The organism is Okeania sp. SIO2F5, from assembly GCF_010692685.1.
GTDB classification, from domain to species: Bacteria; Cyanobacteriota; Cyanobacteriia; order Cyanobacteriales; family Microcoleaceae; genus Okeania; species Okeania hirsuta.
This window is the reverse complement of sequence record NZ_JAAHGU010000001.1, coordinates 74,467-99,949: the sequence shown is the minus strand read 5'-3', so window position 1 is coordinate 99,949 and position 25,483 is coordinate 74,467. Positions and strand designations below refer to the sequence as shown.

At 36.4% G+C, this 25,483-nt stretch carries 23 protein-coding genes and 1 pseudogene; 8 read left to right on the top strand and 16 right to left on the bottom strand.

Annotation, left to right across the window (positions count from 1 at the left end; all coding sequences use genetic code 11):
• Positions 1-280: 280 nt before the first annotated feature.
• Together F6K27_RS00410 and F6K27_RS00405 are read right to left on the bottom strand one after the other, a co-directional pair.
• The gene (locus F6K27_RS00410) at positions 281-661 is read right to left on the bottom strand and encodes a chaperonin family protein RbcX (protein ID WP_124145528.1); all 381 of its coding nucleotides are present in this window, start codon (positions 659-661) and stop codon (positions 281-283) included.
• A gap of 292 nt (positions 662-953) precedes the next feature.
• Entirely contained in the window at positions 954-2,384 is a 1,431-nt protein-coding gene (locus F6K27_RS00405; protein ID WP_124145527.1) for a form I ribulose bisphosphate carboxylase large subunit, read from the bottom strand.
• Between the two features lie 837 nt (positions 2,385-3,221).
• On the opposite strand from F6K27_RS00405, the gene F6K27_RS00400 reads away from it, so the two are divergent.
• A complete protein-coding gene (locus F6K27_RS00400; RefSeq protein ID WP_287273787.1) occupies positions 3,222-5,057 on the top strand; it encodes a serine/threonine-protein kinase in 1,836 nt (611 codons plus the stop codon).
• Positions 5,058-5,181: 124 nt separating this feature from the next.
• On the opposite strand, the gene F6K27_RS00395 is transcribed toward F6K27_RS00400, so the two are convergent.
• Positions 5,182-5,433 (bottom strand): type II toxin-antitoxin system HicA family toxin, encoded by a 252-nt coding sequence (locus F6K27_RS00395; protein WP_287273789.1) that lies wholly within the window; start codon positions 5,431-5,433, stop codon positions 5,182-5,184.
• Between the two features lie 394 nt (positions 5,434-5,827).
• On the opposite strand from F6K27_RS00395, the gene F6K27_RS00390 reads away from it, so the two are divergent.
• Positions 5,828-6,064, top strand: a complete 237-nt coding sequence (locus tag F6K27_RS00390) for a hypothetical protein (protein WP_287273790.1) — start codon at positions 5,828-5,830, stop codon at positions 6,062-6,064.
• Positions 6,065-6,437: 373 nt separating this feature from the next.
• Here the strand turns inward: F6K27_RS00390 and F6K27_RS00385 are convergent.
• The 5 genes and pseudogenes from F6K27_RS00385 to F6K27_RS00365 all read right to left on the bottom strand — a co-directional run bounded on the left by F6K27_RS00385 (position 6,438) and on the right by F6K27_RS00365 (position 11,015).
• Positions 6,438-6,821, bottom strand: a pseudogene (locus tag F6K27_RS00385) (ferredoxin).
• 615 nt (positions 6,822-7,436) lie between these two features.
• Positions 7,437-8,525 carry a nicotinate mononucleotide-dependent phosphoribosyltransferase CobT gene (gene cobT, locus F6K27_RS00380; RefSeq protein WP_287273791.1) on the bottom strand — a complete coding sequence of 363 codons (1,089 nt, stop codon included), beginning with the start codon at positions 8,523-8,525 and terminating at the stop codon, positions 7,437-7,439.
• 729 nt (positions 8,526-9,254) lie between these two features.
• On the bottom strand, positions 9,255-9,914 hold the full coding sequence (locus tag F6K27_RS00375) for a DUF2232 domain-containing protein (RefSeq protein ID WP_287273792.1): 660 nt from the start codon (positions 9,912-9,914) through the stop codon (positions 9,255-9,257).
• A 255-nt stretch (positions 9,915-10,169) separates the two neighbouring features.
• Complete coding sequence (locus F6K27_RS00370) at positions 10,170-10,304, bottom strand: hypothetical protein (protein ID WP_287283982.1); 135 nt, start codon at positions 10,302-10,304, stop codon at positions 10,170-10,172.
• A gap of 6 nt (positions 10,305-10,310) precedes the next feature.
• Positions 10,311-11,015 carry a Crp/Fnr family transcriptional regulator gene (locus F6K27_RS00365; protein ID WP_124147463.1) on the bottom strand — a complete coding sequence of 235 codons (705 nt, stop codon included), beginning with the start codon at positions 11,013-11,015 and terminating at the stop codon, positions 10,311-10,313.
• Between the two features lie 823 nt (positions 11,016-11,838).
• Between F6K27_RS00365 and F6K27_RS00360 the strand changes: the two genes are divergently transcribed.
• From F6K27_RS00360 to F6K27_RS00350, 3 genes are all read left to right on the top strand, one after another.
• Positions 11,839-13,635 carry a hypothetical protein gene (locus F6K27_RS00360; RefSeq protein ID WP_287273793.1) on the top strand — a complete coding sequence of 599 codons (1,797 nt, stop codon included), beginning with the start codon at positions 11,839-11,841 and terminating at the stop codon, positions 13,633-13,635.
• A 401-nt stretch (positions 13,636-14,036) separates the two neighbouring features.
• Positions 14,037-15,599: a hypothetical protein gene (locus tag F6K27_RS00355; protein WP_287273794.1), complete on the top strand. Its 1,563-nt coding sequence runs from the start codon at positions 14,037-14,039 to the stop codon at positions 15,597-15,599.
• 900 nt (positions 15,600-16,499) lie between these two features.
• Positions 16,500-17,165: a sugar transferase gene (locus tag F6K27_RS00350; protein WP_205127549.1), complete on the top strand. Its 666-nt coding sequence runs from the start codon at positions 16,500-16,502 to the stop codon at positions 17,163-17,165.
• 333 nt (positions 17,166-17,498) lie between these two features.
• Here the strand turns inward: F6K27_RS00350 and F6K27_RS00345 are convergent, their stop codons facing one another.
• The 6 genes from F6K27_RS00345 to F6K27_RS00320 all read right to left on the bottom strand — a co-directional run bounded on the left by F6K27_RS00345 (position 17,499) and on the right by F6K27_RS00320 (position 21,981).
• Positions 17,499-18,167, bottom strand: coding sequence for an ester cyclase (locus F6K27_RS00345; RefSeq protein ID WP_287273795.1), 669 nt, complete (start codon positions 18,165-18,167; stop codon positions 17,499-17,501).
• A 786-nt stretch (positions 18,168-18,953) separates the two neighbouring features.
• Positions 18,954-19,550: a GNAT family N-acetyltransferase gene (locus F6K27_RS00340; protein ID WP_287273796.1), complete on the bottom strand. Its 597-nt coding sequence runs from the start codon at positions 19,548-19,550 to the stop codon at positions 18,954-18,956.
• A gap of 614 nt (positions 19,551-20,164) precedes the next feature.
• Positions 20,165-20,620: a hypothetical protein gene (locus F6K27_RS00335; protein WP_287273797.1), complete on the bottom strand. Its 456-nt coding sequence runs from the start codon at positions 20,618-20,620 to the stop codon at positions 20,165-20,167.
• Positions 20,621-20,647: 27 nt separating this feature from the next.
• Positions 20,648-21,157: a class I SAM-dependent methyltransferase gene (locus tag F6K27_RS00330; protein ID WP_287273798.1), complete on the bottom strand. Its 510-nt coding sequence runs from the start codon at positions 21,155-21,157 to the stop codon at positions 20,648-20,650.
• Positions 21,111-21,704, bottom strand: coding sequence for a type I 3-dehydroquinate dehydratase (locus F6K27_RS00325; protein WP_287273799.1), 594 nt, complete (start codon positions 21,702-21,704; stop codon positions 21,111-21,113). Before F6K27_RS00325 ends, F6K27_RS00330 begins: the two co-directional genes overlap by 47 nt.
• A 40-nt stretch (positions 21,705-21,744) precedes the next feature.
• Positions 21,745-21,981: an ROK family protein gene (locus F6K27_RS00320; RefSeq protein WP_287273800.1), complete on the bottom strand. Its 237-nt coding sequence runs from the start codon at positions 21,979-21,981 to the stop codon at positions 21,745-21,747.
• 38 nt (positions 21,982-22,019) lie between these two features.
• Between F6K27_RS00320 and F6K27_RS00315 the strand changes: the two genes are divergently transcribed.
• A complete protein-coding gene (locus F6K27_RS00315) occupies positions 22,020-22,604 on the top strand; it encodes an RNA-guided endonuclease InsQ/TnpB family protein (protein WP_375339643.1) in 585 nt (194 codons plus the stop codon).
• Positions 22,507-22,818: an RNA-guided endonuclease InsQ/TnpB family protein gene (locus F6K27_RS34255; RefSeq protein WP_375339642.1), complete on the top strand. Its 312-nt coding sequence runs from the start codon at positions 22,507-22,509 to the stop codon at positions 22,816-22,818. The genes F6K27_RS00315 and F6K27_RS34255 overlap by 98 nt, the downstream gene beginning before the upstream one ends.
• On the opposite strand, the gene F6K27_RS00310 is transcribed toward F6K27_RS34255, so the two are convergent.
• Together F6K27_RS00310 and ribE are read right to left on the bottom strand one after the other, a co-directional pair.
• Positions 22,790-23,191, bottom strand: coding sequence for a hypothetical protein (locus F6K27_RS00310; RefSeq protein ID WP_287273801.1), 402 nt, complete (start codon positions 23,189-23,191; stop codon positions 22,790-22,792). The two genes, F6K27_RS34255 and F6K27_RS00310, sit on opposite strands and share 29 nt — an antisense overlap.
• A 583-nt stretch (positions 23,192-23,774) precedes the next feature.
• Positions 23,775-24,488: a riboflavin synthase gene (gene ribE, locus F6K27_RS00305; protein WP_287273802.1), complete on the bottom strand. Its 714-nt coding sequence runs from the start codon at positions 24,486-24,488 to the stop codon at positions 23,775-23,777.
• 419 nt (positions 24,489-24,907) lie between these two features.
• Here ribE and F6K27_RS00300 point away from each other — a divergent pair, with 419 nt between their 5' ends.
• Positions 24,908-25,414 (top strand): bifunctional nuclease family protein, encoded by a 507-nt coding sequence (locus F6K27_RS00300; RefSeq protein WP_287273803.1) that lies wholly within the window; start codon positions 24,908-24,910, stop codon positions 25,412-25,414.
• Positions 25,415-25,483 lie beyond the last annotated feature (69 nt).

The window sequence follows — 25,483 nt, the reverse complement described above, 5'->3', positions numbered from 1 at the left end:
AGGGAGCCAAATTTTGAATCAATCAAGATTTTATATCTCAGCCCCCCGGTCTCTCCGTGGAGGAAAATTTAACAAGCTATCAGCTATCAGCTATCAGCTATCAGCTAAAATTGGCGGGTTTAAGTTCCCCACTATATCTATTTGAAAAATTAGTGGTGTACGTTGATGGGGGTTTGTAGACACGGAGTGGCTTCTTTTGAATATCCCCCATTTTATGCCTTGAGAGCTGACCGCTGACCGCTGAGGTGCTTACTGCTATTTTAACCGCAAATTTTCGTGGCTAATCTGTTCGTTGCTCTGGATCTAAACTAGGGTCAGCTATTTCCAGTTGCGTTATCTTTTCCAGATACCGACGGCGATGTTCCATATTATCTTTCTGAATACCACTGCGCAGCATTTCTGGTAAATACTCAGCCACTTCCTCTGCTAAATGTTCTCGAACGGTCATCACTCTAAATGCTAATTCTTTATTTTCCTGGAGCAACTCTTGTAGGTAAGCTTCTCCATCTTGAATTTTGCCTGTTGAGGAAAAACCACTTAACCAAATTGCTAAGGGAGGGTTCGTCTCTCGTAACTGAGCAGTTACAGTCCGCACAGCTTGATAGGTCAGGTAGCTCGTCAGTACCTTTGCAGTATCTTTCGCAACTTTTTTAATATCCATTTTTGACCCCAGCCTGAATATTGTTGTTAGACTTTAGATTTTAGATTGAGGATTGATTAACTAGCTATCAGCTATTAGCTACTAGCAATCAGCGTGGATAGTCCACATAAATAAAGACAGGCTCTAGCTTGTCATTTAACTTTAGGAGGGGTTTAAGTTTAAATCCCCTGATAAAAAGCTGAATGCTGAACGCTGAAAGCTGAACGCTTTTTAAATCCTTAGCAGACAAGTGTGACATATCTATTTCACTATTGCCATCTAAAATCTAAAATCCCACATCTCAAAGACAGACTTAGAGGGTATCCATTGCCTCGAACTCGAACTTGATTTCTTTCCATAGTTCGCAAGCAACGGCCAAGTCAGGAGACCACTTAGCAGCTTCACGGATAACATCGCCACCTTCTTTGAAGAGGTTACGACCTTCGTTACGAGCTTGGATACAAGCTTCTAGAGCTACACGGTTAGCTGTTGCACCAGGAGCATTACCCCAAGGGTGACCCAAAGTACCACCACCGAATTGTAGGCAGGAATCATCACCAAAGATTTCAACCAAAGCTGGCATATGCCAAACGTGAATACCACCAGAAGCAACTGGCATTACACCAGGCATGGATGCCCAATCTTGAGTGAAGTAAATACCACGTTCGCGGTCTTGCTCGATGTGGTCTTCCCGCATCAAGTCAACAAATCCCATAGTGATACCTTTTTCACCTTCAAGCTTACCAACCACAGTACCAGAGTGTAGGTGGTCTCCACCAGACATTCTCAAGCACTTAGCCAAAACGCGGAAGTGAATACCGTGAGCTTTCTGACGGTCAATTACAGCGTGCATTGCTCGGTGGATGTGTAATAAAACACCGTTACGACGACACCATTTGGCCAAAGTTGTATTTGCAGTAAAACCACCAGTTAGGTAGTCGTGCATGATGATTGGAGTGCCAATTTCCTTTGCAAACTCAGCACGCTCCATCATTTGTTCAACGGTGGGGGCAGTTACGTTCAGGTAGTGGCCCTTAATTTCACCAGTTTCAGCTTGGGCCTTTTCAATAGCTTCTTGTACAAACAGGAAGCGATCGCGCCAGCGCATGAAAGGTTGAGAGTTAATATTTTCGTCATCCTTTGTGAAGTCTAAACCACCGCGCAAGCACTCATAAACTGCTCTACCGTAGTTCTTAGCAGATAGACCCAACTTAGGCTTAATAGTACAACCTAATAGAGGACGACCATACTTATTTAATTTGTCACGTTCAACAGTAATACCGTGAGGAGGACCTTCAAAAGTCTTCAGATAAGCTACTGGAATCCGCATATCTTCCAGACGTAGTGCTCGTAATGCTTTAAAACCAAATACGTTACCTACAATAGAGGTCAACATATTAGTTACAGAACCTTCCTCAAACAAATCTAGAGGATAAGCTACATAGCAAATATATTGATTATCTTCACCGGGAACCGATTCAATATCATAGCAACGACCTTTGTAGCGATCGAGGTCAGTCAACAAGTCAGTCCATACTGTTGTCCAAGTACCAGTAGAAGATTCAGCAGCTACCGCAGCACCAGCTTCTTCTGGAGGAACTCCAGGCTGAGGAGTCATACGGAAGGCTGCCAGAACATCTGTATCTTTTGGTATGTAATCAGGGGTGTAATAAGTTAGTTTATAGTCTTTTACTCCAGCCTGATACCCAGACTTAGACTGAGTTTGTGTTTTAGCGTAACTCATATATTCTTTCCTAAGAATCTATTCACTTTTCTGCTATACAGCATACTATTTTAGATAATATCAAGAATTAGAACTTTTCCACTTTAAAGATTATTTTTTTATTAATAACTTTTTTTAATCTATTTGTTACATTTGTTAATTTTATCGCCATAATCATTTAAAATAAATCAAGTGAATAATTGCTCATTGACAAAAAAACACAAATATGCAAAGTAAAAACAATTTTAATTATCCCAGATTAAATATTGAACAAATACAGGGGATCGTAAAAAAACGAGAGATTCACCAAAAGTGCAAGATTTGAGTAGTGAACTAATAAGGAAAAAACTTGACTATAATTTTATGTAGAAATTATTGCTAGTATCAAAATAATATAATTACTTTTTCCAGAAACAATAAGCACTTAATACAAGAAAAAATCGGTAAATTAATTTTTCTAGAGCGCTAATTATTCAGCACCTTTCTATCGATAACTAATACCACTATCGGACTCAAGTAATCTACATTTAACTTGCATTTTTGTCTGCAAAATAAAAATAATTAGACCTAATGGGACTTACACAAAATCAAGCCAGAAAATAGGATCAAATATAGATGGGCAGAGGCTTTTACGTCAAAAAGGCATAAATCCTGAATCAGCAGGGGTTCTAGCCATTTTTAAGGCATCGAGGTAATTCCCAACTCTTGACTGAATTTGACGCATTTTTTCTACGATAAAATGTCTGAGTACCACTAATTATCCTTAAGCTAAAGTGACATGGTTTTCAAGAAGAGCGAACTTTTAAGATAAAAATATAAGTAATTTTCCTATTGTCCTCAATTCATATCTAACTGTAGATGACTGTACATCAGTCTGTTTTATCAAAAGTCCACTGTATCAACCCCCATTGTCTAAGTCCAATCCAGCCATGGGGAAATAACTTTTGTCAAAGCTGTGGAACCCCACTTCTCATTAACGATCGCTACATTCCCCTGCGAAAATTAAGCGCTGGTGGATTTGCGAAAATCTACATTATTTGGGACCAAGAAACTCAAACCGAACGTATTCTGAAAGTATTGTTAGAAAGCTCTCCCAAAGCACTCGAACTATTTGACCAAGAAGCTTGGGTACTTGCCAGTATCCGCCATTCAGGTATTCCTAGAGTCGAAACAGGAGACTATTTTCACCTACGCAAGCGAAATAGTCAGCCAGAAGTGGGCCACTCTAGCCAATGGTTTCTCCCATGCCTAGTCATGGAAAAAATTGATGGTTGTACTCTAGAAGAAATTCTGGAACAATATCCCCAAGGATGTCCAGATTTCTATGTAATCAATTGGCTTTCCCAAGCGGTAGAAATTTTATGGGAATTACACCGCCGGAAAATTATTCACAGGGACATAAAGCCTTCTAATTTAATGTTGCGGGAAATCCAACCTTCAACTTTGACAAAATCTTCTTTATCCTATTCTTTTCATCATCAACGAAAAAAAAGAGGTCAACTGGTCATAATTGACTTCGGTGGGGTAAAACAAATTAGTAGTTATAGAATCCAACCTAGAGAAACTGTAGCAAAACGCAGCACAACCAGATTAGTATCTCCTGGATATAGCCCTCCAGAACAAATTAATGGAGGTGAAATTGGCCCTTTTACAGATTTTTATGCTTTGGGCCGTACTTGTATTCATTTACTAACTGGTCAATATCCAGCAGAATTGGAAGACCCCTTAACAGGTAAGCTAAAGTGGCGTCAACTTAAGCCAGTTCATCCAGCTTTGGCTAACTTACTTGATGATATGGTGAGCTTAGATGCGGCCCAACGACCAGCAACAGCAGCAGAAGTGCAAGTCCGTTTAGCTAAAATTTATCGACGGCAAAAGAGGTCTCTGAGAATATATTTGTTAGCTACATTAGCTACAACTGTTAAAAATTCATTAATAGCTCTGTTGAAAAGTCTCAGTGAGAATATTAATAGGTTATTATTTACGCTGTCTAAAATTTTTCATCAAATAGTTTCAGGATGTGTAGATACAATTTGGGAAATGGTGTTGGGGGCAATTGGGGGAAGTATTGGGGCAACATTCGGATTAATTTTTGCTTATTGGTCAGGAATAGGCGATCGCCTCGCTAGTATATTTACTAATCTAATTTTTCTTGTGTGGGATGTTCCCCTAAATATTGGTCCGGAAATACTTGTCTTTGGTTTAGCTGGTTTGGGAACGGGAGTTGGTTTAACGGATGTGGGAGGTTTAGGTCAACGTCGTCGTTATGGGTTGGCTGCATTTATGGGAATTATTGGTTACATTTTAGGAGGGTTATGTTGGCAATTTTCCCAAGTTGGTAGTAGTGTCTATACGACAAAAGAAGATTTAATTATCCTAGAAATTATGGGTAAATTATCTGTGGGGGTAGCTACTGGTGTTGTTACTCTAGGACTTGGTTTAAGAAAGCATAACTTTATTTATGCTTTGATAGTTGCTAGTTTGACGGCAATAGTTTTTGTTGGTTTGGAGCAATTTAATATTTTTCCAGAGTTATTTTTACAGTTTACTTTTATGAATTACAGTCAACCTAATTTATTAGAATTTTTTACAAGCATAACTTTTTTCAGTTTGTTAGGTTGCATTGGTGGTTTTTGTTTGGGTGTGAGTCATTATGTGATTATTCCTATTTTACGTTGGTTGGGTTTACGATAAGTACAATGTGGTTTGTTTGGGAAGGGGCGATAATGCTCCGCACTGCTTGTGCGAACGCTCTTGTTTAATAGTGAGGTAATAGCGAAGTCATTTTTTCCCACCAACCATAGAGTGAGCTTTACCATCATAAATTGGCTATAAACTCTTCTGGCATAACTTTAGCTTGTCTGAGAATTCCACTAAGAGTACCAGTTTTTAATTCTTTGTGCATTGGTACAACACAAACAATTTCTCCATCAGGCAAAGGTTTTTTGAGAACGACATGACTACCTGTTTGTCTAGCTTGATAAAATCCCAAACGCTCTAAGACACCAATAGCTTTTTTGCTGGAAATTATTGGTAATTTAGGCATAACTATAGCAATGAGCGCTGGCATCTTTACATATTACATAAATATTGATAATGTAACATAAAAGTAACTGTATGAGCTGTATTTTTCATAAATTAGGCGATCGCTAAAGGTTAAAGTTTTAAGGATGCGTGTAAACAATTTCAAGCTATAAACTGTAAATTATCAATACCATTACAGACATCCTTAAAACTTTAAGGTTTAGCGATCGCCTAATTTATGAAAAATACAGCTCATACAGTTACTTTTATATTACATTGCAAATATCTATGTAACATGTAAAGATGCCAGCGCTCATTGCTATAAGGAAGCAATTTCCTCTTACAAACAAGCAGAAAAAATCTACCCTACTCAAATTTCTGCTCATAATTGGGGTACACTTTGTTGGTATGGCAGTCTTTATGAAAAAGCTGCTAATGTTATGTTTGCTTGTGAGAAAGCAGTCACCCTTGACCCTAAAAAAGGCTCTATTGTTGATAGTCGGGGACTTGCCAGGGCTTTAACTGGGGACATTAAAGGAGCGATCGCAGATTTTCAGGTATCTGTAGAATGGACGAGTAATGAGAAGAAAAAAGCACAACGGCAAAAATGGATCGAAGCGCTCCAGGCAGGTGAAAACCCCTTTACTGATGAGGTGTTGGAGAGTTTGATAAATTAATTGTTATTTGCTGGAGTCGATAGAAAGAATTTATTGGAAATGACTATTTGACGAAAAAGATAAGTTAAGAAATACCCTAGCTATTCGTAGCAAACATTTATAGCGCTGTGCGCAGGCAACAGGCAACAGGCAACAGGCAACAGCTCATCTGGGGGAATAAAAAACCGATAATATCAGGCTTTTAGCTATTGGACAGTTACTGTAATTTGTAAATATGCCAGCGCACATTGCTATATCAATTTGGTATAACTTTTGCTTCGACTGCTATAACATTGAAATGGTGCGTTACGCGATCGCCCTCTCCACTAGACTTGAGCATAATTAATCTTCTCGCTAACGCACTAACGCACCCTACAGGAATTAATGAAAAGAATCAAATCTTCTTTTTATCTGCATTTTGCTTATTTCTATGACTAGCAATACGAGCTGCCCCACTATCAACAAGACTACCAGCAATAGGAATCACCTGATACTTGCGCTCTTCTTCCAGAGTATTTAGTTTGGTATAATCAACCCAGTGAATACAATCTACAGGACAAGTGTCGATCGCTTCTTGGATTAATTCTTCAGGGTCGCCATCTTGCTGAAAAACGCGCGCTCGCCCATGTTCTGATTCTATATAAAAAGTATTATGAGCAACATGAGCGCAATGTTTACAACCGATACAGGTAATTTCATCAACGTCAACTCCCTTTTATCGCAACATTCCACCAAGTTCGGGTTCCAAACCTGAACGTTCGGGAGTATTGCGTAACATTCCACCAAGTTCGGGTTCCAAACCTGAACGTTCTGTGTTAGACTCAGGAGATGATGTAGAAAAATCTAGGGCGTTGGTAAATCAAGAGATGAAACTTTAAGAGTAATCTGTTTCTGATACCTCTAAATATCTAACCAGAGTAAGTGATGAGTATCACCCCTAGTAGAAAATCATCTTACCAATTACGGCGTTGGTGATTTGAGGCATGATATCATGTCCGGATAATTAGTGAACAAAAAACTTTATCTTCTACTACTCTTTCTTCTTATTTCTTCCCTCCTAACTTCTGAGGACTGATTCCTAACTCCTAAGTAGTTAAGATTAGGAATTACGTCGATGCGTTAAAAATGGCTAGCACCCTTAGCGGGACTTACACAAAACAGACGCCAAAAAATAGGCTAAAATGTAGACATTCAGAGGCTTTTACGTCAAAAAGGTATAATATCATGTCCGGATAATTAGTTATAAAAAAACTTTCTCCTTTTTCTCCTGTTGTTCTTCTTTCTTCCCTCTTTCCTCCTGACTCCTGAGGAGAAAGAATTACAAAGATAAACGTAGTTATGGCGATTGAAAATTTTTTTTATGTCCAATTAAACGGATTTGATATAAGTCCCACTATAAAAACAAACTTTCAACAGCTTGAAGCAACTGAACTTGACTCCAATCTCTATATAAATGAGCTGCGATCGCACATCCTCCACAACCCACACCTTCTTTAACATACCCCTGTTCATAAGCTCGTAATTGAGGATAACAAGACTCAGCAAAACTAACTTTTGTTGCCATCAAAGGCACAATACCAATTTCTCTAGCTAACCCCACAGTATCTCCTGTCGGGTCTTCAGCAACCCATCGAGTTGTTCCCACCACAATATTCTCAGGCAACCAAGATAAAGAATATTTTGCCGCTAATGCTTGCATCAAAGCATAAACAGCTAACATTTGTGTACCACCAGCTAACATCACCCCTACTTTGAGACTTGCTGTCATTGCCATTCCTGCGACTACTATTTGCATCGGGTCTCCCACCGCAGCGACCAATTTTAGGGGTTGTGCAAGCGGAGGTACAGAATTAAAACCAGAAACTTGTAAACCTTGGCGCACCACAGCCAACTTTTGAGCATGATTACATTGAGGATGACTGCTATTAACTTTGCCTGCAGCAGCAATACCTAAACCTAATAAAATTGCTAAAGCTGTAGTTGTACCTCCAACTACACATTCTCCTAATATTAAATAGCTATCTTTTGCTTCAGCAGCTAACTTATATCCCCAACTCTTTCCAGCTTCCAGTAAATGTTCAACAGTTGCCATATCTAAAGCATGACCAGAAGTTAAACAACGAGCTGGAGTACCTCCCAAATCAATTGTTGGTACAGTGGGTTGATGAGTTAAACCAGCATTAAATAAGTAGAGAGGAATATTGAGAGCATCAACAATTGCTTTTGTGATTAAAACTGGAGAAGCACCAGCATCAAGGGGTGGTAATGGATATTTAGGTTGTGGTTGAAAACCATTATATAAAAATTCAACATCTGCCAGACAAGTATATTGGCGGTCTTTTGGAGTTGCCCCTGCTGCAGAAATTCCCGGTATTAGACCTGTATCTGTAAATCCTAATATACAGCCAAACACTGGTTGGCGTCTCCGATACCTTTGCAGCCAATTTTTTCCCTGTTGCACCTGAGTATATACACGAATCATTATTATTATTGAGTAATGGGTAATTTCAGTTATCAGTTATATAGCAGGGAACAGGCAACAGGCAACAGGCAACAGTGGGAAAAGTATTTCTCTGTCTTACGGTTCATCATCAACATAAGTCATATCATGTCCGTTGGTATCGTTTGTGTAAAAGTTAGCGTGGATATCTACAGGAAATTTAAGTTTTTTTCTTGCTCAATTGCCTTCCTGTTTGTTGCCTTCCTGTTTGTTGCCTTCCTTTTCTATACAATACTGATGCTACCGGACATGATATCAAACACCAACTCGTTCCTTGCTATAGCAGTAGTCATTAAGGGAACAGGGATAAATATAGCGCTGTGCGCAGGGAACAGGCAACAGGGAACAGGGAACAGGGGGAATAAATTGCCGATCATATAAGACTTCTAGCTCTTTTGCCCCTACTACAATTTGTAAATATACCAGCGCTCATTGCTATAATAGTCGTACATTGTAATTATTGTTGTTACCAGAGACGGTAATGAGAGCATCTTGCTCCCTCGTTTTGAGGATGCCCACACTAGGCATTGTTCATCTGCATATATCATTATTATGCAGAACTACCTATTTTTGATTTTTGGAGATGTCTATTGGAGAGGAGAAAAGTTTACCTACCACCTAATACCTAATATCTACAAAAGAGTTTGCTCAGTTACGCTACCGCTAACACACCCTACCACCTACCACCTACTACCTACCACCTAAAATCTACTACTCATAATCAAGCAAAACTCTTACCCATTTAGGAGGTCTAGGAATAGGGTTACCGATCCGGTCTAGTAACAATAAAGCTACCAAATGTACAACAAATAAATACACAACATTATTCACAAATACCATAACTAAAGCAAGTGCTTGAATTAAAGGCAAACTAGGTTGAGCTAATAATCCCAATTTGATAAATACCCATTCTAGGAATTCTGTAACTTGTGTAGTTAAATATATCCAGAGGTCTTGTCCCAACAAAAGTGAAAGTAACCAAAATCGAAAAAAGAAACCAATAGAGCCTAGTATAGAACCTAAACCAACAGAAATTAACCAATTTCCTCCTCGTTTCCACACTGCCCCTAACATTACTCCCATGAAACCAAAGGGAATAACAAATAAAATACTACGAGTTGGCCCCATAAGCACAGATAAAAGTAATCCTGATACTACTGCACCCATCCAAGCGGCACGGTTTCCCCATCGTAAATATAGTAAAGCAATTGGTATTGGGAAGAAAACTCTTAATAATGGTCCCAAGGGAAAATAATAATTGATAAACCAAATTAAACTAGCTGTACTGGCCAGAAAAGCTGTTTCTACCAGAACTATTGGTTTATCTTCTTTGCTGGTGGATGATGTTATTCGATCTGAAGTTGTTTTCACAGAATTGCTTTGGCCTTATATATTTTGGTTATTAAAATTTAATTTACTTTTAATCTACTTCTGGATTAAACGGCGTTGCTGATTTGATATATGAAATTCAATTAGTGGTAAATTTTCACCCAAAACAATAGACATCTCCAGAAAAGAGGGAACAGGGAACAGGGAACAGGGAACAGGGGGAAATAATTGATAATTTATGGATAATAGTTGATTTGATTTTTAATTTTTGGAGATGTCTAATAGTGGGAATTATATCTATAATTCTGACTCTAAAGTCACCGAAAAACTTTTTTCTGACTCCTGATTCCTGTCTCCTGTCTCCTGTCTCCTGTCTCCTGTCTCCTGTCTCCTGACTCCTGACTCCTGTGAAATAATACATTTATTCAGCAACCCCGATTAAACAAGTGTACGTTCCAATGCGTGTATATCAGGAATACATAATGTATCGCGATCGCGCTTGATTAATGACTTTTTTTCTAACTTACTTAAGACTCTAGTCACTGTCTCTCTGGCCAACCCACTTAAACTACTCAGCTCTCTATGAGGCAAATTAGGAATTTCTCTTCCTTGTTGAGAATCTATACCTTGTCCCTCTGCTAGAAATAGTAAAATATCTGCTACCCTGGCCTGAGCATCTGCTTCTCGTAGTCTAAGTCGTCGATTCACTTGTCGTAAACGTCTGGCCATTAATTGAGCTAATCGAATTCCTGCTGTGGGTTCAGTATTAATTAGATGAGCAAAATCCTGAGCTGGCATATTACCAATTAATGTGGGAGCTAAGGTAATTACGTCAGTAGAGCGAGGTACTTCATCTAAAGCAGCCATTTCTCCAAATAATTCGCCTTTACCCAAAATATTCAGCGTTACTTCTTTACCATCCAAATTATAGGTGCGAATTTTTACCCACCCATCCAGAATGAAGTATACAGATGTCCCCCAATCATTCTCCAGCAAGATTACCTGATTTGGTGGATGTTGACGACTGACCACATGAATTACTGCTTTTTCTAATGCTTCTTCTGATAAACCCTCAAAAAATGAGGTAGATCGCATTAATTCTTTAATATTTAATTGGGGGTCGCGATTATACCTTTCTTCCATAAAGTTATTTTTTCAATATTAATAGGGCAGTATATTTAGCCCACAGAGCAACTATAAATTAATAGTTAAAATTAATACATATTATATTAGTAGCCAATTGGCCAATTTTAAATATCCTGAAAGTCAACAACTTTGTGGAAGTTATGAAAGGGCTTTTACAGTATGGTAGTACATAGATATACGTACAAGATTTGTCAGAAATCCAAAATATAAATAATAAATCCAGAAACTTTTACTACTGCTTCTAGTTAAGCGCTCCTTGACGGATTAAACATCCACAGGATCATAATACTGTTTCCTAATCCTAAGAGATTGTCTAAACAGCTAAATTTGAGGACTATTATAGTTAATAAATATTATGTATTTGACACTCTATGGGATAAATCCGTGCCGATTCTAAAGGTCGTTTAAACAGTTGGATTTATCCCCTGTTTAAACTTTTCATTAGTTTAGGGACTATCATTGACCCCTACCTTTAAATCATCCATGCCCATTACAGACACAGCTTTCTCAAGATTCAAAGGACATAAAACACCTAACCATGGACTAATATTTTGAGAAGCATTCCACTCAGCATTGCGTTGATAACCGTCATACCCTGTAAAAGATAGAAAGCAAAAGTCTTTAAATTATTAATTTAATCATATCCTGCTATTGCCACATCAAGCTATACGTTAGACTAAAGAGTCTGAAAAAACCTTAACACTTTTAATTGAATTAATCTCCAATTTGTATATCCAGTATGAAAGAGTAATTTTAAAGTCAGTTATGCTCTCATCAGTTTTATAATTCTTAATAAAGGTGAGCGACAGAGGTGAAACTCTTGAATTTCCAGAATAAGCAAATCAAATCAATCATCAGTGAAATAGATGAGGTGCTAAGTCAGTCTAGCACTGAAAATTCTCCTAAAGTCCTAGAAAAAACACTCAGAAAATCTCAAAAGATACTAAAGCAGGTGCTGAACTATCTGAGTCAGAATGTGGATACAATCTCAAGTCTACAGCTACTCTCTGTTGACCCACCTTCAAATTCGGAAAATATTATTGACCAGACGACAAAGCAATATCCACAACAGCTAGAAGAGTTTTTGAATCCTATTAATCACTATCTACAAGAAGATTTTCAAATTCTTAAAGAACAACGACGAGCTTTGCAACAAGAAATTAGGCAACTGGAGAAGCAAAGACAAGATAATTATTCCCTAGCTCAACAATATGCTAAACAGGAGCAAATTATCTCTGAGTTTTCTCAAGCTTTACTTGGCCCAGTGCAAGAAACATTGGTGGAACATTTGTCTCATTTAACCAACCAGCATCCATATCCAAGTCAAAGTGCTTTACCTGTTAAGCAAAATATCAATCCACAGACTTCTAAGAATATTGAACCTTCTGAGATGGTGACAAGTTCAGAGGATAAATTTAGAGAAGATTCTAACTTTGATCGGTCATTTATTGATGACTTCAATACAGAAGATCATCAGGAAATACAGCAAGAGTCAGAAAATTTTATAGCATCCAATGTTAATCCTCAAAATATTCAACATAAAAAGCCATCTTCTCAAATAAATGAATTATATGAGCCTACCGATACAACAGTATTACCTTATCCGGGATATGAGTTTGTTGCAAAAGTAAATACAGAATCAAATACAACTGAAACAGATGATTCAAACCCTCAAGAATCATCAATTCAGAATCAACTTAATCTTGATCAACAGCAAGATTTAGAAGTTACTAAAAGTCAAGACCAGGAAAATAAAACTTTTGCTCAACTAGAAGCTCCTAGTTTTGAAGAGAATTACACACAGTGGCAAAAATATCAAAATTCAACTGCTAAAATAGAAGATGCAGAAATAGCAAATTTGATCGAATCACCACTAAATTCAGGGTCAAAGTTAGACAACTCAGAAGATGTAGAAAGCACTCAAATTATCGAATCTCTCAGTCATCTTTTCGGTGAACTAGAGATAAATGAAGGACAAACTAACCAATTAATTGTGTCTCTGGAATCTAAACAAGAACAAGAACAAACACAAGAACAAACAAATTACAGCAATAAATCAGAAGAAGAAGAGTATCTTCAGGCATCCCCTAAAGAAAGTCTCTTACCAATACAAGAATCGGATGAAGAACAAAATCAAAATATAGAATTATTATTAGATACTAATACCCTCAATAATTTGCGTTCTGATTTAGAAAATTTAGAAGAATTTGACTTAGAGGAATTAGCAGATGATTCGCAACAAACTGAGTTTCAATTAGGAGAATATTCACCTGTATCTTTAGCAGAAAGTAATCTTGAATCGACTAATGATTCTGTTACTTCGACTTCAGAAGCAAAAGTTACTAACTTAGAAGTTACTAACTTAGAGGGTTTATTTATAGATATTGGTGATGTTTCAGAAAAATTAAATCTAACGAACCAAGAAAATACTCAAAGTTCAGCAGAAAATACAGAAAATGAACAAACTTTAGAAGATATTTTAGATGGCTTAACATCTTCAATAGAAGTAGAACAAATAGAAACAGATGAGCGAGAATTTTTACCGCTAGAAACTCTACTTCAAGACCCTCCAGAGACAGAAAAAAAAAATTTAATTTATCAAAACAGACAGATATAACACCAGATAAAACATCTTTACTATGGTATTTAGGAATTGACTTTGGTACTACAGGTATTTCTGCAGCATTATTTAATCGTAGCAGTAGTGAAATTTATCCTATATATTGGGAGAGATTACCAACTCAACAAAAGTTAAATATTACTCAAACAAATCAAGAATTTACTCTCTCAACAAAAATAGGCCAAAAAACTTTCAATTCTACCAAAAAAATATATCACCTACCATCAACTTTATACATACATCAAAAATCATCTAAAGAGAAAAATATAGAAGAAAAACCCTTATTACTACAAAACTTTAAACCTGGTTTAAAAGTTACTATTCCTTACCTTTCAATTAAATTTAAAAAACAAAAATCGCAGGATAAACCAGACAAATCTTTTCTTCTAGGTTCTAACTTGATTGCTACAACTGCCCATGAACCAATTTTACAGTTGTCTGAACATGAACAAATTCCCCTCAAGTTAGTTAATCAAGGATTAGTAACTTTATTGACAACCCTTCAGTCCCAAGCTTTTGGCCAAGACTCTATTTCTTTAACTGATAGAGAAACTCAAACAATAGTTACTTTACCTAATGATTATAATTGTGGCGCAGTAGGATTAGACCAAGAAACATTTTTTTCAGCTTTGGCACAATTAAAATGTGTGTTAATTGGTAGTCCGACTAATTGGCCAGAAGCCTATCGCTTCAATCTGAGAGAAGCAGTTTTAGAAGCAGGTCTTGTCAAAAATGTCAATCAAGTAATTGTGATTGAGGACGCGATCGCTACTGCCCTATCAGAATTAACTTCAGTAAGAGAAGATTCAAAAACATCTACGATCTCAGAATTTAGAAGGGGCAAAATTTTAATTGTGAATGTGGGAGCAACTACAACAGAAATGGCCTTAGTTAATTTCCCAGATGATGGCCAAGATTTAACTTATTCTCACTTCCATTGCCATAGTTTTGCTTATGGAGGTCAGGCCCTAGATCAAGATATTGTTTGTCAACTATTACTAAAAAACGAAAATATTTCGCCCCAGACCGAGAAAGAAAAGAATCAAGAACAATCTACTCAATTATGGCCACGGCCAGGCTATCCAGATTTGTCAATTAGGTCTCAACTACAGCAATGGTTACAAAGTTCATCCTATAGACAAGAATTATTAGCAGCAGCTCGTAATTTAAAAGTCATTCTGCCATCTGAAAAAGAATTTACTTTGAATATAGGCGATCGCCAATGGAGTTTACAACAACAAGATTTAGAAAAAAAAGTATTAGAGCCTTTTATACAACAATTAAATCAGGAGTTAAATAATTTTTTGAGTAGGGTGGGAATATCTCCGGTGGGAATTAACCGCGCTTTATGTACTGGAGGTAGTGGGAGTTGGAGTGGGATATCTCGTTGGTTACGTCAAAAATTGCCTAATGCAATTATTGTTCAAGATGCAAAAGTTAATTCTGAAAATGTAGAGTTAGGGCAGGAAAATCTGCAGGGATCGGATAATTGTTTATCTGAGATTGAAGATATTAAATTAACTATAGGTAGGGTTGCTTATGGTTTAGCTATTTTACCTCTTTATCCACAAATTATAGATAGACCTCAACAACAGTACAACGACTATTTTTTACTTTGGGAAATACTACGAGTTTTTCCAGATCATCCTTTATCTCTAAAAGAAGTTTATCAATTATTAGAGGAGCAAGGAATAAATACTCGTGTTTGTCAGGAGAACATTAAGACTATTTTAGAAAGTAAACTACCTCCAGGTTTAGTGCCTTCGGAGGAAGATGTCATGCTATTGAGTGAAGTTTCTCGACAAAATTCTGAATATCAAAGTTTGAGAGCAAAGCCACTTTTTTGCCAAGAACCTGATGGTAATGGGTATCGTTTGAGTAATGAACAAGCAGAATATGTAAGAGAATACTTAAATATGCTAGTGGCTAATACTAGGCAAAAATTTGAGGAACCCCTATAAAGTTAGCAGAAAATGTGGCGTTGCTTAAATGTAATAATAATTAGACATCTACTCCACCCATAGGGAGTAGGCAGCTTTGCTGTAGGCAGTAGGGGTAAAGAATTGATAATTTCTTTGGGATATAGATATTGATTTTTGATTCTTGGAGATGTCTATTAGCTGAAGGTAAAATTGAAAAACTGATGTTTTGCGCCCAAAGTTAATCTCAAAATCATTACCACTCAGCAACGCCGAAAATGTAATTTAGCGATCGCTTGCTCTACAAGTTTTCCTGGTCAAAAATAGTTTGCATTATAAGCTTAATACAAAAATATTACAATATTTTGTTTATAGAACCTATTTGATATCTATTTAAAAACAGATGGGGAGTATTTTTTAACCTGCTTCCCTTATGCCTTCCCTTCATCTCCTGACTCGGTCTTCCTGACTCTTGTAAAAAAACGCGGGTCGCGGACTAAGATACCAAATGGGTTCTATAGGACAGATAACGGAATATGGAGCAGCAAATATTTATCTAAAGTCCCATTAACATATTGTTAAAAAAAACACCTAAGGGTTTCTCGTTACAAATAATTGTATTAGAATATACCATTTTTGTGATTTTAATTACATAATACTTAATTCGATCTACAAACACCAGAAAACATAAAAAAGCAAAATCTTTAATTATACATAATATTTTTTCTCTTTCCGGAAGATTTGATGATGGATTACCAAAACAACACATAAACTTTAAAAAACGGCTGATATTTGTGAAGATTCAGTAAAGTTAGGTATTTTACCCTACCACCTTAAATCTAGCTCTTCTAAGATGTAAGTATAAAAATTTTCCATAAATATAAAACATAATGTCACAGTGCAAATTTTATGAATACATCTAACTTATCAGTCTCTTCAAATATGAATTCTCTAGCAGTTCTAGAACACAAATACTCAACTAACTTATACAAACAAGTAGCTCATCCGTCTGTCAATAGTCCAAGCAAGCGTCTGATTGATATTTTAGGCGCCTTAGTCGGATTAGCGATCACAGGAGTATTTGCAATTCCTGTATTTATATTCATGCAATTTGATAGTCCCGGTCCGCTATTTTTCAGTCAGGTTCGCTGTGGTTTTAGGGGAAAAACTTTTTGGATCAGGAAGTTTCGTTCAATGGTTGTTGATGCAGAAAAACTGAAGCACCTTGTCAAAAACGAAGCAAAAGGTAACATTTTTAAAAATGAGAAAGATCCTAGAATAACTCGTATAGGTCGCTTTCTGCGTCGGACTAGCTTAGACGAACTACCTCAATTCTGGAATGTTCTCAAAGGAGATATGAGTTTAGTGGGAACTCGCCCTCCTACTTTTGATGAAGTCAAAAATTATGAAGCTCATCACTGGCACAGACTGGATATCAAACCTGGTATGACTGGAGAATGGCAGGTTAATGGTCGCTCTAGTGTGAAAGACTTTGAAGAAATAGTACGCATGGATATTGACTATCAGCAAAAATGGTCTATTGCATACGATCTCAAGTTAATATGGAAAACAATTTGGGTAGTATTTAATAAGTCAGGTGCTTGTTAGTTCTACTTTTTTGCTCGGAGTTCAATGTCGCATTTCTCAGAAATAGATTTGAGATGCTGTTTAATGCGACTAGAATAGAAGTTATTTTTAAAATAAGAAAAGAAATCTGATTATTCCGTAGCAAATTAGATTTAATTAGTTATATTATATGGAATTGTTGACCCACTATCTTTGCTAGCGCAGATATTCTCCTAATTGTTCGAATAAGCGTGAGGTATCTTTAATCAAGATGGGAGCAATATGCTCCCACTACTTATTAATAATGAAATTTTGGCAGACCACTACTATATTTTCTGTATTTAATTATCGCCGAAGTATTGTAAAATGATTCTCTTATTTTTGACTATGAAATGGGCAACCACCAGCCGTTAAATCTTTGATAAATTTACTATTATCAAAATAATGTTCTACAGACAAAATTTTTAAATCTTCAGTTACTCTAGCAATACTCATGCCAATAATTTCGATTGTTTCGCCAGTAGGTTGATAGTCTTTAAAATTACCTTGAAAAGTTCCCCAATGTCGCCATTTAAAAGTAACATTTGGCGGTCCAGAAAGCACTTCTATTACTTCCCAGAGAAACCCATTTGGAAAAGCTTTATTAAAGGTTTCAAAGGATGATTCAAAAGTTTCTTCGTCAGGATCATAATGTTTATTTTTACTAATAAAAAGATTATATGTCCCGTGTTTTCCTGCTTCCTGAGCAGTATATTCTTTTCCTCCATTACTACTCATGCGAAATTGATCGGCAACAACAGATAACCACTGTTCAGGATTAATTTTATTAGATGCTTCCATCTCAAAAGTCCTGACTAGGTTATGAGCGATCGCTTCTAAAGACCCTTCTGGATGATCATATTTACTCTCTTGTTGAAAAACTCGATCATTGTGAGAATAATCTGGTCGTTTTCCGCCTCGCCATTCCACATCTATATCATTAGAAATTACTTTTTCTCTATCTTGCACCCATAGGGGTAAATTTGTAGAATTAGTATTACTCATATAATTTTTATTGCTAGGGTGAAGTACAATTTTTTTGACTTTAGAGAACATACAACAGGATAAAAAAAGTATTATATTTTACTTTATCGGCATTAAAAATGCTATATTTGTTCTCAATTATCTGAGTGGATTCACACTTTCATTAATTTACTAGATTATTTATTGCTGCCATAGATTATTACATAATGATTTAATTTTTTGATTATAAGTCAACGGAAATTAAAAAAATTAATCAACCTTATTCATTTTTTTATCTTAGTTTTTTCAACAAATAAAAATCATCTTGACTCAAACTATATTTAATATCATGTCCGTTTAATTAATGATAATGTAGATGTAAATTCAAGAGGGAACACTGGAAACGAAGCATAAATTTGGGATATTCCTTCCAGATGGCTTCAGTCGAAGATTTTTATGATACTTAATCATCTGGAGATGGTATAATACCAAATCAATAAATATTTGCTACAAATAGCTAGGATATTTCTGAGCAGTTAACCCACCCCTAGCCCCTTCCAGGAGGGGAAGTCAGGAGTCAGAATGAATAGCTTTAATACCATTTTTCAGGTCGGAAATCATTCTTTTTGTCAAAATACATATCCTGCATTTGTCTTTTTATCGCACTTATTATTCGTAACATTCTTTTTTCGAATTGGTATAACAACTTGTTGCTAAGACTCTGAATAAACAAAATTTTGTTCAAACTTTAATCCCATTTTCTCCATAACTTGAATAGATGCTTTATTTTCTAACAATGCACTTGCTGCTACTGAAAATTAATCAACCTTATTCCTTTTTTACTCTTGGTTTTTCCAGCAAGTAAAAATAATCTTGACTCAAACTATATTTAATAACTTTTTGCTGAGATTCTGAATAAACAAAATTTCGCTCAAATTTTAATCCCACTTTTTCCATGACTCGAATAGATGCTTTATTTTCTAACAATGCACTTGCTGCTACTTGCTGTATTTCCCACTCTAAAAAACCTTTGCTAATTAAAGCTTTTGATCCTTCAGTTGCATATCCTTTTCCCCAAACTTTTCTTTGTAACCGATAACCAAGTTCAATATCATTTTCTTGATACAATGCTGCCCCCATATAACTATCTAAACCTGGTCGAAAATGAAACCAACCAATGAATTTATTACTTAACTTTTCAATAGCTGCCCAAAAACCATAACTCTGATATTGTTGGTAATACCTGAAAACTTTAGGCAAAAATTTATTTTTAATCTCATCGTAAGTCGTAGGTGTTCCGGAGCGATCGCCTAATTTTGTATATCGAGTTACTTCTGGGTCACTATCCAACTCAAATAATAATTCTGTATCAGCTTCAGTAAACTGTCGTAAAACTAATCTTTCTGTCTCTAGAAAAATCTTCATTATTTGATCTCAAGTTTCATTAATTAATTATAAGAAAAACGTTTTTATCTCTAAAAATAAAATCTCTTAAATTCCCATTTTTTCTGTTAACTAAAACTTTTACTGATAGGTATTATAGAGGTTTTCATGTTTCATAGAATACAACTATTTCTGTAACTTATTAAACTTTAGGTATATCTATAATTTGTACTGTAACCTACCTTTGTGAAAACCGCTATAAATTATGAATTATTTTATGTTCGCTAGAACAGTTCTAATGATGCTCGTAGTTGGACTTTAGCCCTAATACAAAAATTCAAAGGACTAGAGCAAAACTACATCAAAAATTTCTATTATAATATCATATCCGGATAATTAGTGATCAAAAAACTTATCCTCTTGCTTCAACAGTAAATCTTTCTATTTTCCCCTCCTGGGAGGGTTACGGGTTAGTCCCCTACTCCCCTACTCCCCCGCTTCCCTACTATCTTAATAATATGAGCGATCACTTCTAAAGACCCTTCTGGATAGTAATATTTACTATCTTATAGTAATATTTACTCTCTTGTTGAAAAACTTGATTATTTTGAGAATAATCTAGTCGTTTTCCGCCTCGCCATTCCACACCTATATCACTAGAAATTACTTTTCGGCAGTGACAAATTTACTTTGACTGAATAGTTCTTCTCCGCCGCTGTGTAAATTGACTCAATCAGAGTCGCACTGCGCCAGCATGACTCTGCTACTGTAAGATTGCAATTGTTATCAGCGAGTAACTCACAGAAGTTTTCTAGCTGAAGTTGGTAGGGTAAAAAAGGATCATCAGCAGCAGGTATGGTAATAGTTTCAGCTTTTTGGTTATCACCTCTATAAATAGTTAAGGGTTGAGTTGAACGAACTCCTTGATTACTAAATCCGAACAATGTATTCAACTGTGCTGCACCTTTAGTACCAATAGCAGTGATGTAAGTAATATCCTGGGAGATTTCATTTGTCGCCCAAGCTGCGTCTAGAGAATCCGACCACATACTGTATAATTCCCGTTTCTCCTGTCTCCTGTCTCCTGTCTCCTGACTCCTACCCTCATCCATAAGACTTTTGAGCGCAAACCCTATTTATCAATAGCTATTTGAGGAAAGAGGCGAAGTAGCTCGCCTTCCTATGATTTTTAAGTAATCTTGATCGAGTAAAGAATGTTTATTCTTTATCGCTGGTTCAGTAATAGGAATTGTCTCCCAAAAATCTGATGTAATCTCTAATTGTTTACGAGTTAGTAAGTGCAAAGAATAATCATTCGAGTATAAGTTTAAATTAAACTTTTCGGCAAGAATAGATAAAGATTTAGAAGTATAAAAACAAATATGTTGTCCTTCTTCAAGAGAATAATACCACCATTCATGAGGTTGAGGATTGTTTGATGGTAGTAACCTTGTACTAAACAGTACATTCGAGGAAAGATTAAGAATATTTTCTATTTCATTTAGAGGATTTGCAAAATGTTCAAATAGCTCAAATGAAGTGATAAAGTCATAGTTATTTTCTGGATACTCTTGAGTTTCAAATCCTCGGGCAAATAAATTATTACAGTATTGATCGTACCAGTAAAAGTCGTATCCTAAATCTCTCATTAGACGGACAAATAATCCGCAACCTCCACCGATGAATCATCTCTACAGTGTCTGCTGCTTGTTTAGCAAATCCGACTACTTTAACAATATCTGCCCCACTTTGAGATAATTTTCGATGCAAACCTGTTAAGTCAGATGGCATACCATCAAAAGTATGGTGAGATACCATAATTTGACTTGGTGAGGCGGGTTTTTGAGCTAATAAACTAGCCACAGTATCCCATTCGATATCGACATGAGCCGCTCCTAATTCAATTGCTTTTAGCAAAGGTTGCAAACGCTCGGTTTCTGAGCCAGCAAATTTACCCCCTTCGCGAATTGGTCGATGGGTTAAAATTAGTTGACATGGACTTGCGGCAATTAAACGTTCTACATCGAATTCTGCCATCAAATCTAAGCGTATTTCCGCCAAAGAGACTTGAGTCGCAACACGATGAAGTGTGTCTAAAGTTTCTTCTGTTGTTGGTAGTCCTAACGAGACAGCTAATTTAGGGTGGTTATAATCCCTAGCAGCTTTTATTTTTGATATATGTTTATTAGCTATCATGTTTTACTCAAAACTATATTTAATCATGGAAACACTAAACTTAGGAGAAAAATGTTGATTGTTTTTGTTGCGCAAGAGCGATCGCTCCCATTACTCCAGCATTGTCACCTAATCTACTGGGCAGAATTGAAACAGTCCTACTAGGAATATTTGCCGTTTCTTGGGTTACAACAGCTTGTAACGGAGCTAAAAACAATTCACCTGCATTGGTTACTCCTCCACCAACAATCACAACTTCAATATCGATGAGATTAATTAAATTAGCGATAACAAGCATTAAGAGATTTAGAGAGAGCGTTTAAAAACTTTTTTACTATTCCCAAACGTGGGTTTCCGAACTTTAAGAAAAAAGGAAAAAAAGACAGTTTTTATCTAGAAGGAAGAATTAAAATCCTGAAAGGAAACTATATCAAACTACCCAGAATAGGAATAGTAAAAACTTATGAAATCTTACCTTCTTGCAGAGTCAAAAATGTCACCATCTCCAAACGTGCAGATGAATGGTACATTAGCTTTAAATCTGATGAATATCAGCCCAAATCTCCGACTAAAAAACGGGCTGCTATCGGTGTAGATGTAGGTATAAATGCTTTAGCAACTTGTAGCGATGGAACCACCTACGCTAACGTCAAAGCCTACAAACAAGTAAAGAAACGACTAGCTCGTTATCAACGTCGTGTCAACAAGAAAGAGCAAGGCTCTAAAAACAGAGCCAAAGCCATCAAAAAATTAGCAAAACTGCACAAGAAAGTAGCTGATATCAGAGTAGATGCACTACATAAACTAACAACATGGGCGAGCTTTGAACCACAGCACCATAGTCATAGAAGATTTGAATGTAAGTGGAATGCTCAAAAACCACAAGTTGGCAAGTGCCATAGCAGACTGTGGCTTTTATGAGTTTAAGCGTCAGCTAACATACAAGTGCGAGTGGTATGGAAGCAAGCTAGTAGTAGCAGATAGGTTTTATCCAAGTTCTCAAATATGTTCTCATTGTGGGCATCAACAGAAAATGCCGTTGAATGTTAGACTATACGAGTGTGAGAACTGCGGGTTAAAGGCAGACAGAGACTTTAATGCTGCTATCAACCTAGAAAACTATGTGAATAAGTAGCTTGAGTTCCAAGCGATTTTAAGCCTGCTCTCGAAGATAAGTTACAGACTGCGGTCAGTGGTCTTCTGTGAGACAGGAAGCTAGCTCCAAAGCTCATGCAATTCCGGTATGGGTAAGTTTGGGTAAGTTTAGTAGAACGGAAAGAATCTCCTAGATGCTGCCAATATTCTTCTAGAGGTGGTTCTCCTTCACCCACAACTCGGTGATATGCTTCACAAAAAGCATACCTGGACAAATATTCTGAATCAATTATGACTCCATCCAAATCAAAAATAAAAGTATCGAAATGAGAATGTGCTGACCCAGGTGGAGAACAATTCCACCCGAGGAAAAAGCATTTATCCAAAGCCCGAATCAAATCAGGGTGAGTCATACCCACTCTGTTGCGCTGTGGGGCAAGTTCAAAGACCCCACCATTCAGTTTAGTGGTAAGCTATCTCTGTGAATAATCAAAAATTCCAACTTTTTCAGCTATAGAAATTAAAGAATTTATTTTCAAAACCTATTATTTTTAATTATCATTACTGTCGATAGATACAAACAATATTCATTAACAGATTATAAGCAAGAAAATCATAGATTTTTGCAGATAATCGTAGGTTTCTAATACCAAATTCAAAAAAGGTCGCTACAGTATTAATCTCAAAACTCCTACCAACAGAATAAAGCACTGTAACAGTATTTTTTGAAAATGGTATTAGAACGGATTCTTAACTACAGTTAATTCTTGGTTCATAGACACAACTTATTAACTCAGATTTCTCATCATTAACAGAGGTCGAAGTCTCCCTTAGTCGCATCTTTAACTTAAAACCCGACGTTATGCTTATGCCACAAAAAGGGATTCTCTAATATTGCTAATAGAGACTTTCTATTTCATAGCACCTGCCTCCAAGGCTGAACCTTGTTTTCGCTATAGAATTGCAGTTAAAAACTAGGAAAAATGTTCCTTCATTTTAAATAAAACCGTTTTCACTCAAAAATTCTGGTGTAATATCTTTGAAACTATTAACATGAGAATTTCCTACCAAAACTGAATGGTTATTAGAACCATGACGTAGAAACTTAGCCACATATTTACCAAGAATATCTACCTCAATATTCACTAAACTACTTGCTTTTAAATGACACAAGTTTGTTTCATTAAAACTGTGAGGAATAACTGCTACTTCAAACCAGTTACCATCCAAATCGCAATCAGCCACAGTTAAACTAATACCATTAACTGCAATACTCCCCTTAGAAACAATATAGGGAGCTATCTGACGTTGCCACCTGTCGTCCTTTGTTTGTGAAGCTGTAAATCTCATTTCCCAGGCATTAATTGTTTCCACAGAGGTTTCCAAACGTCCAACCCCATCAATATGACCAGTAACAAAATGGCCTCCTAACTTACTACCTGCTCGCAATGAAGTCTCAAGATTTACATACCTATCCGACATTTGACCTAATGTACTACGTTGTAAGGTCTCAGGTGATACGATCGCCACAAATCCTTGAGCTAAAATGTCTATTACTGTTAGACAAACACCATCTACAGCTACACTATCACCAATGGCCAAATCTTCCAAAATAATTTTACTGCCACTAGATGATGCCAGAGAAATTAAAACTTGGCTTTCTTCTAAAAGCTTAATTTTTCCTAAAGCTTGAATCAATCCTGTAAACACTGTTTTTCCTCTGATTAATTAATTAAAGATTAGTTAAATTTTATGAACGCAAACTCTATTAATATTCCTTTAACAGCAACGCTATAGCAGCGCGCTAGGCGTATATTTACAAATTGCAGGAACTCCCCAATAGCTAAAAGTCTTATATTATAAGCTTTTTATTTCCCCTATTGCCTGTTGCCTATTGCCTGGGCGAAGCGCTATAGTCTTAAAATTACACGGTTGTTATATCATGGTGAGCCATTAGTCAAGGTAGACACCATCCTCTCAAAAATCGAAGATAATAAATAAATGTAAAAATGACTCATATAGGTAAATAGGTAAATATCAAGTCATACTAAAAATTACTCGATCCTTATCTATACTGACTTACATTCTATATATCTTGACAAAAATTATTATAAAATGAGGCCGAGCCAATGATTGAAATGAAAGTTGTAGGAATAGCATTGGATGCATCAACACGGAATCCAATCGTATTGTTAAGAGATGGTACCGAGCGACGTGCTTTGCCCATCTATATAGGTCAAGACCAGGCCAAGGCAATTATCAGCGCTCTGGAAAACCATCAGCCACCACGTCCATTGACTCACGACCTCACGGTTAGTATTTTAGAATCACTGAGTGGGATGTTGGAAAAGGTGGTAATTCATTCATTGCAAGATAACACCTTCTATGCAGTGCTAATTATTAAGCAAGGAGAAACTAAAAAAGAAATTGATGCCAGGCCCAGTGATGCGATCGCTATTGCCCTACGTACCAATAGTCCCATCTGGGTAATGGAAGAAGTCGTAGCAGATGCCTCTATTCCAGTAGACCAAGATGCAGATGAAGCAGAAAGGCAAGCCTTTAGGGACTTTATATCAAAACTTCGCCCTGAAGATTTAATCAAACGTGGTGGTTCTAGCACTGGTGAATTATCCTAGTACTATTTTAATAGAATTAAAAATGCAAAAGTCAAAGAAGATTTATTTAGCTGAAAACTTTTTCAAGTT

Excerpts from the sequence above, each read along its gene's own strand:
- F6K27_RS00350 (WP_205127549.1), top strand. The coding sequence starts at position 16,500 with ATGAATTCTCTAGCAGTTCTAGAACACAAATACTCAACTAACTTATAC.
- F6K27_RS00400 (WP_287273787.1), top strand. The coding sequence starts at position 3,222 with ATGACTGTACATCAGTCTGTTTTATCAAAAGTCCACTGTATCAACCCC.
- cobT (WP_287273791.1), bottom strand. The coding sequence starts at position 8,525 with ATGATTCGTGTATATACTCAGGTGCAACAGGGAAAAAATTGGCTGCAA.
- F6K27_RS00300 (WP_287273803.1), top strand. The coding sequence starts at position 24,908 with ATGATTGAAATGAAAGTTGTAGGAATAGCATTGGATGCATCAACACGG.
- F6K27_RS00390 (WP_287273790.1), top strand. The coding sequence starts at position 5,828 with ATGTTTGCTTGTGAGAAAGCAGTCACCCTTGACCCTAAAAAAGGCTCT.
- F6K27_RS00320 (WP_287273800.1), bottom strand. The coding sequence starts at position 21,981 with ATGCTTGTTATCGCTAATTTAATTAATCTCATCGATATTGAAGTTGTG.
- F6K27_RS00410 (WP_124145528.1), bottom strand. The coding sequence starts at position 661 with ATGGATATTAAAAAAGTTGCGAAAGATACTGCAAAGGTACTGACGAGC.
- F6K27_RS00325 (WP_287273799.1), bottom strand. The coding sequence starts at position 21,704 with ATGATAGCTAATAAACATATATCAAAAATAAAAGCTGCTAGGGATTAT.
- F6K27_RS00310 (WP_287273801.1), bottom strand. The coding sequence starts at position 23,191 with ATGACTCACCCTGATTTGATTCGGGCTTTGGATAAATGCTTTTTCCTC.
- F6K27_RS00335 (WP_287273797.1), bottom strand. The coding sequence starts at position 20,620 with ATGGATGAGGGTAGGAGTCAGGAGACAGGAGACAGGAGACAGGAGAAA.
- F6K27_RS00330 (WP_287273798.1), bottom strand. The coding sequence starts at position 21,157 with ATGAGAGATTTAGGATACGACTTTTACTGGTACGATCAATACTGTAAT.
- F6K27_RS00365 (WP_124147463.1), bottom strand. The coding sequence starts at position 11,015 with ATGGAAGAAAGGTATAATCGCGACCCCCAATTAAATATTAAAGAATTA.
- F6K27_RS00395 (WP_287273789.1), bottom strand. The coding sequence starts at position 5,433 with ATGCCAGCGCTCATTGCTATAGTTATGCCTAAATTACCAATAATTTCC.
- F6K27_RS00345 (WP_287273795.1), bottom strand. The coding sequence starts at position 18,167 with ATGAGTAATACTAATTCTACAAATTTACCCCTATGGGTGCAAGATAGA.
- F6K27_RS00340 (WP_287273796.1), bottom strand. The coding sequence starts at position 19,550 with ATGAAGATTTTTCTAGAGACAGAAAGATTAGTTTTACGACAGTTTACT.
- F6K27_RS00405 (WP_124145527.1), bottom strand. The coding sequence starts at position 2,384 with ATGAGTTACGCTAAAACACAAACTCAGTCTAAGTCTGGGTATCAGGCT.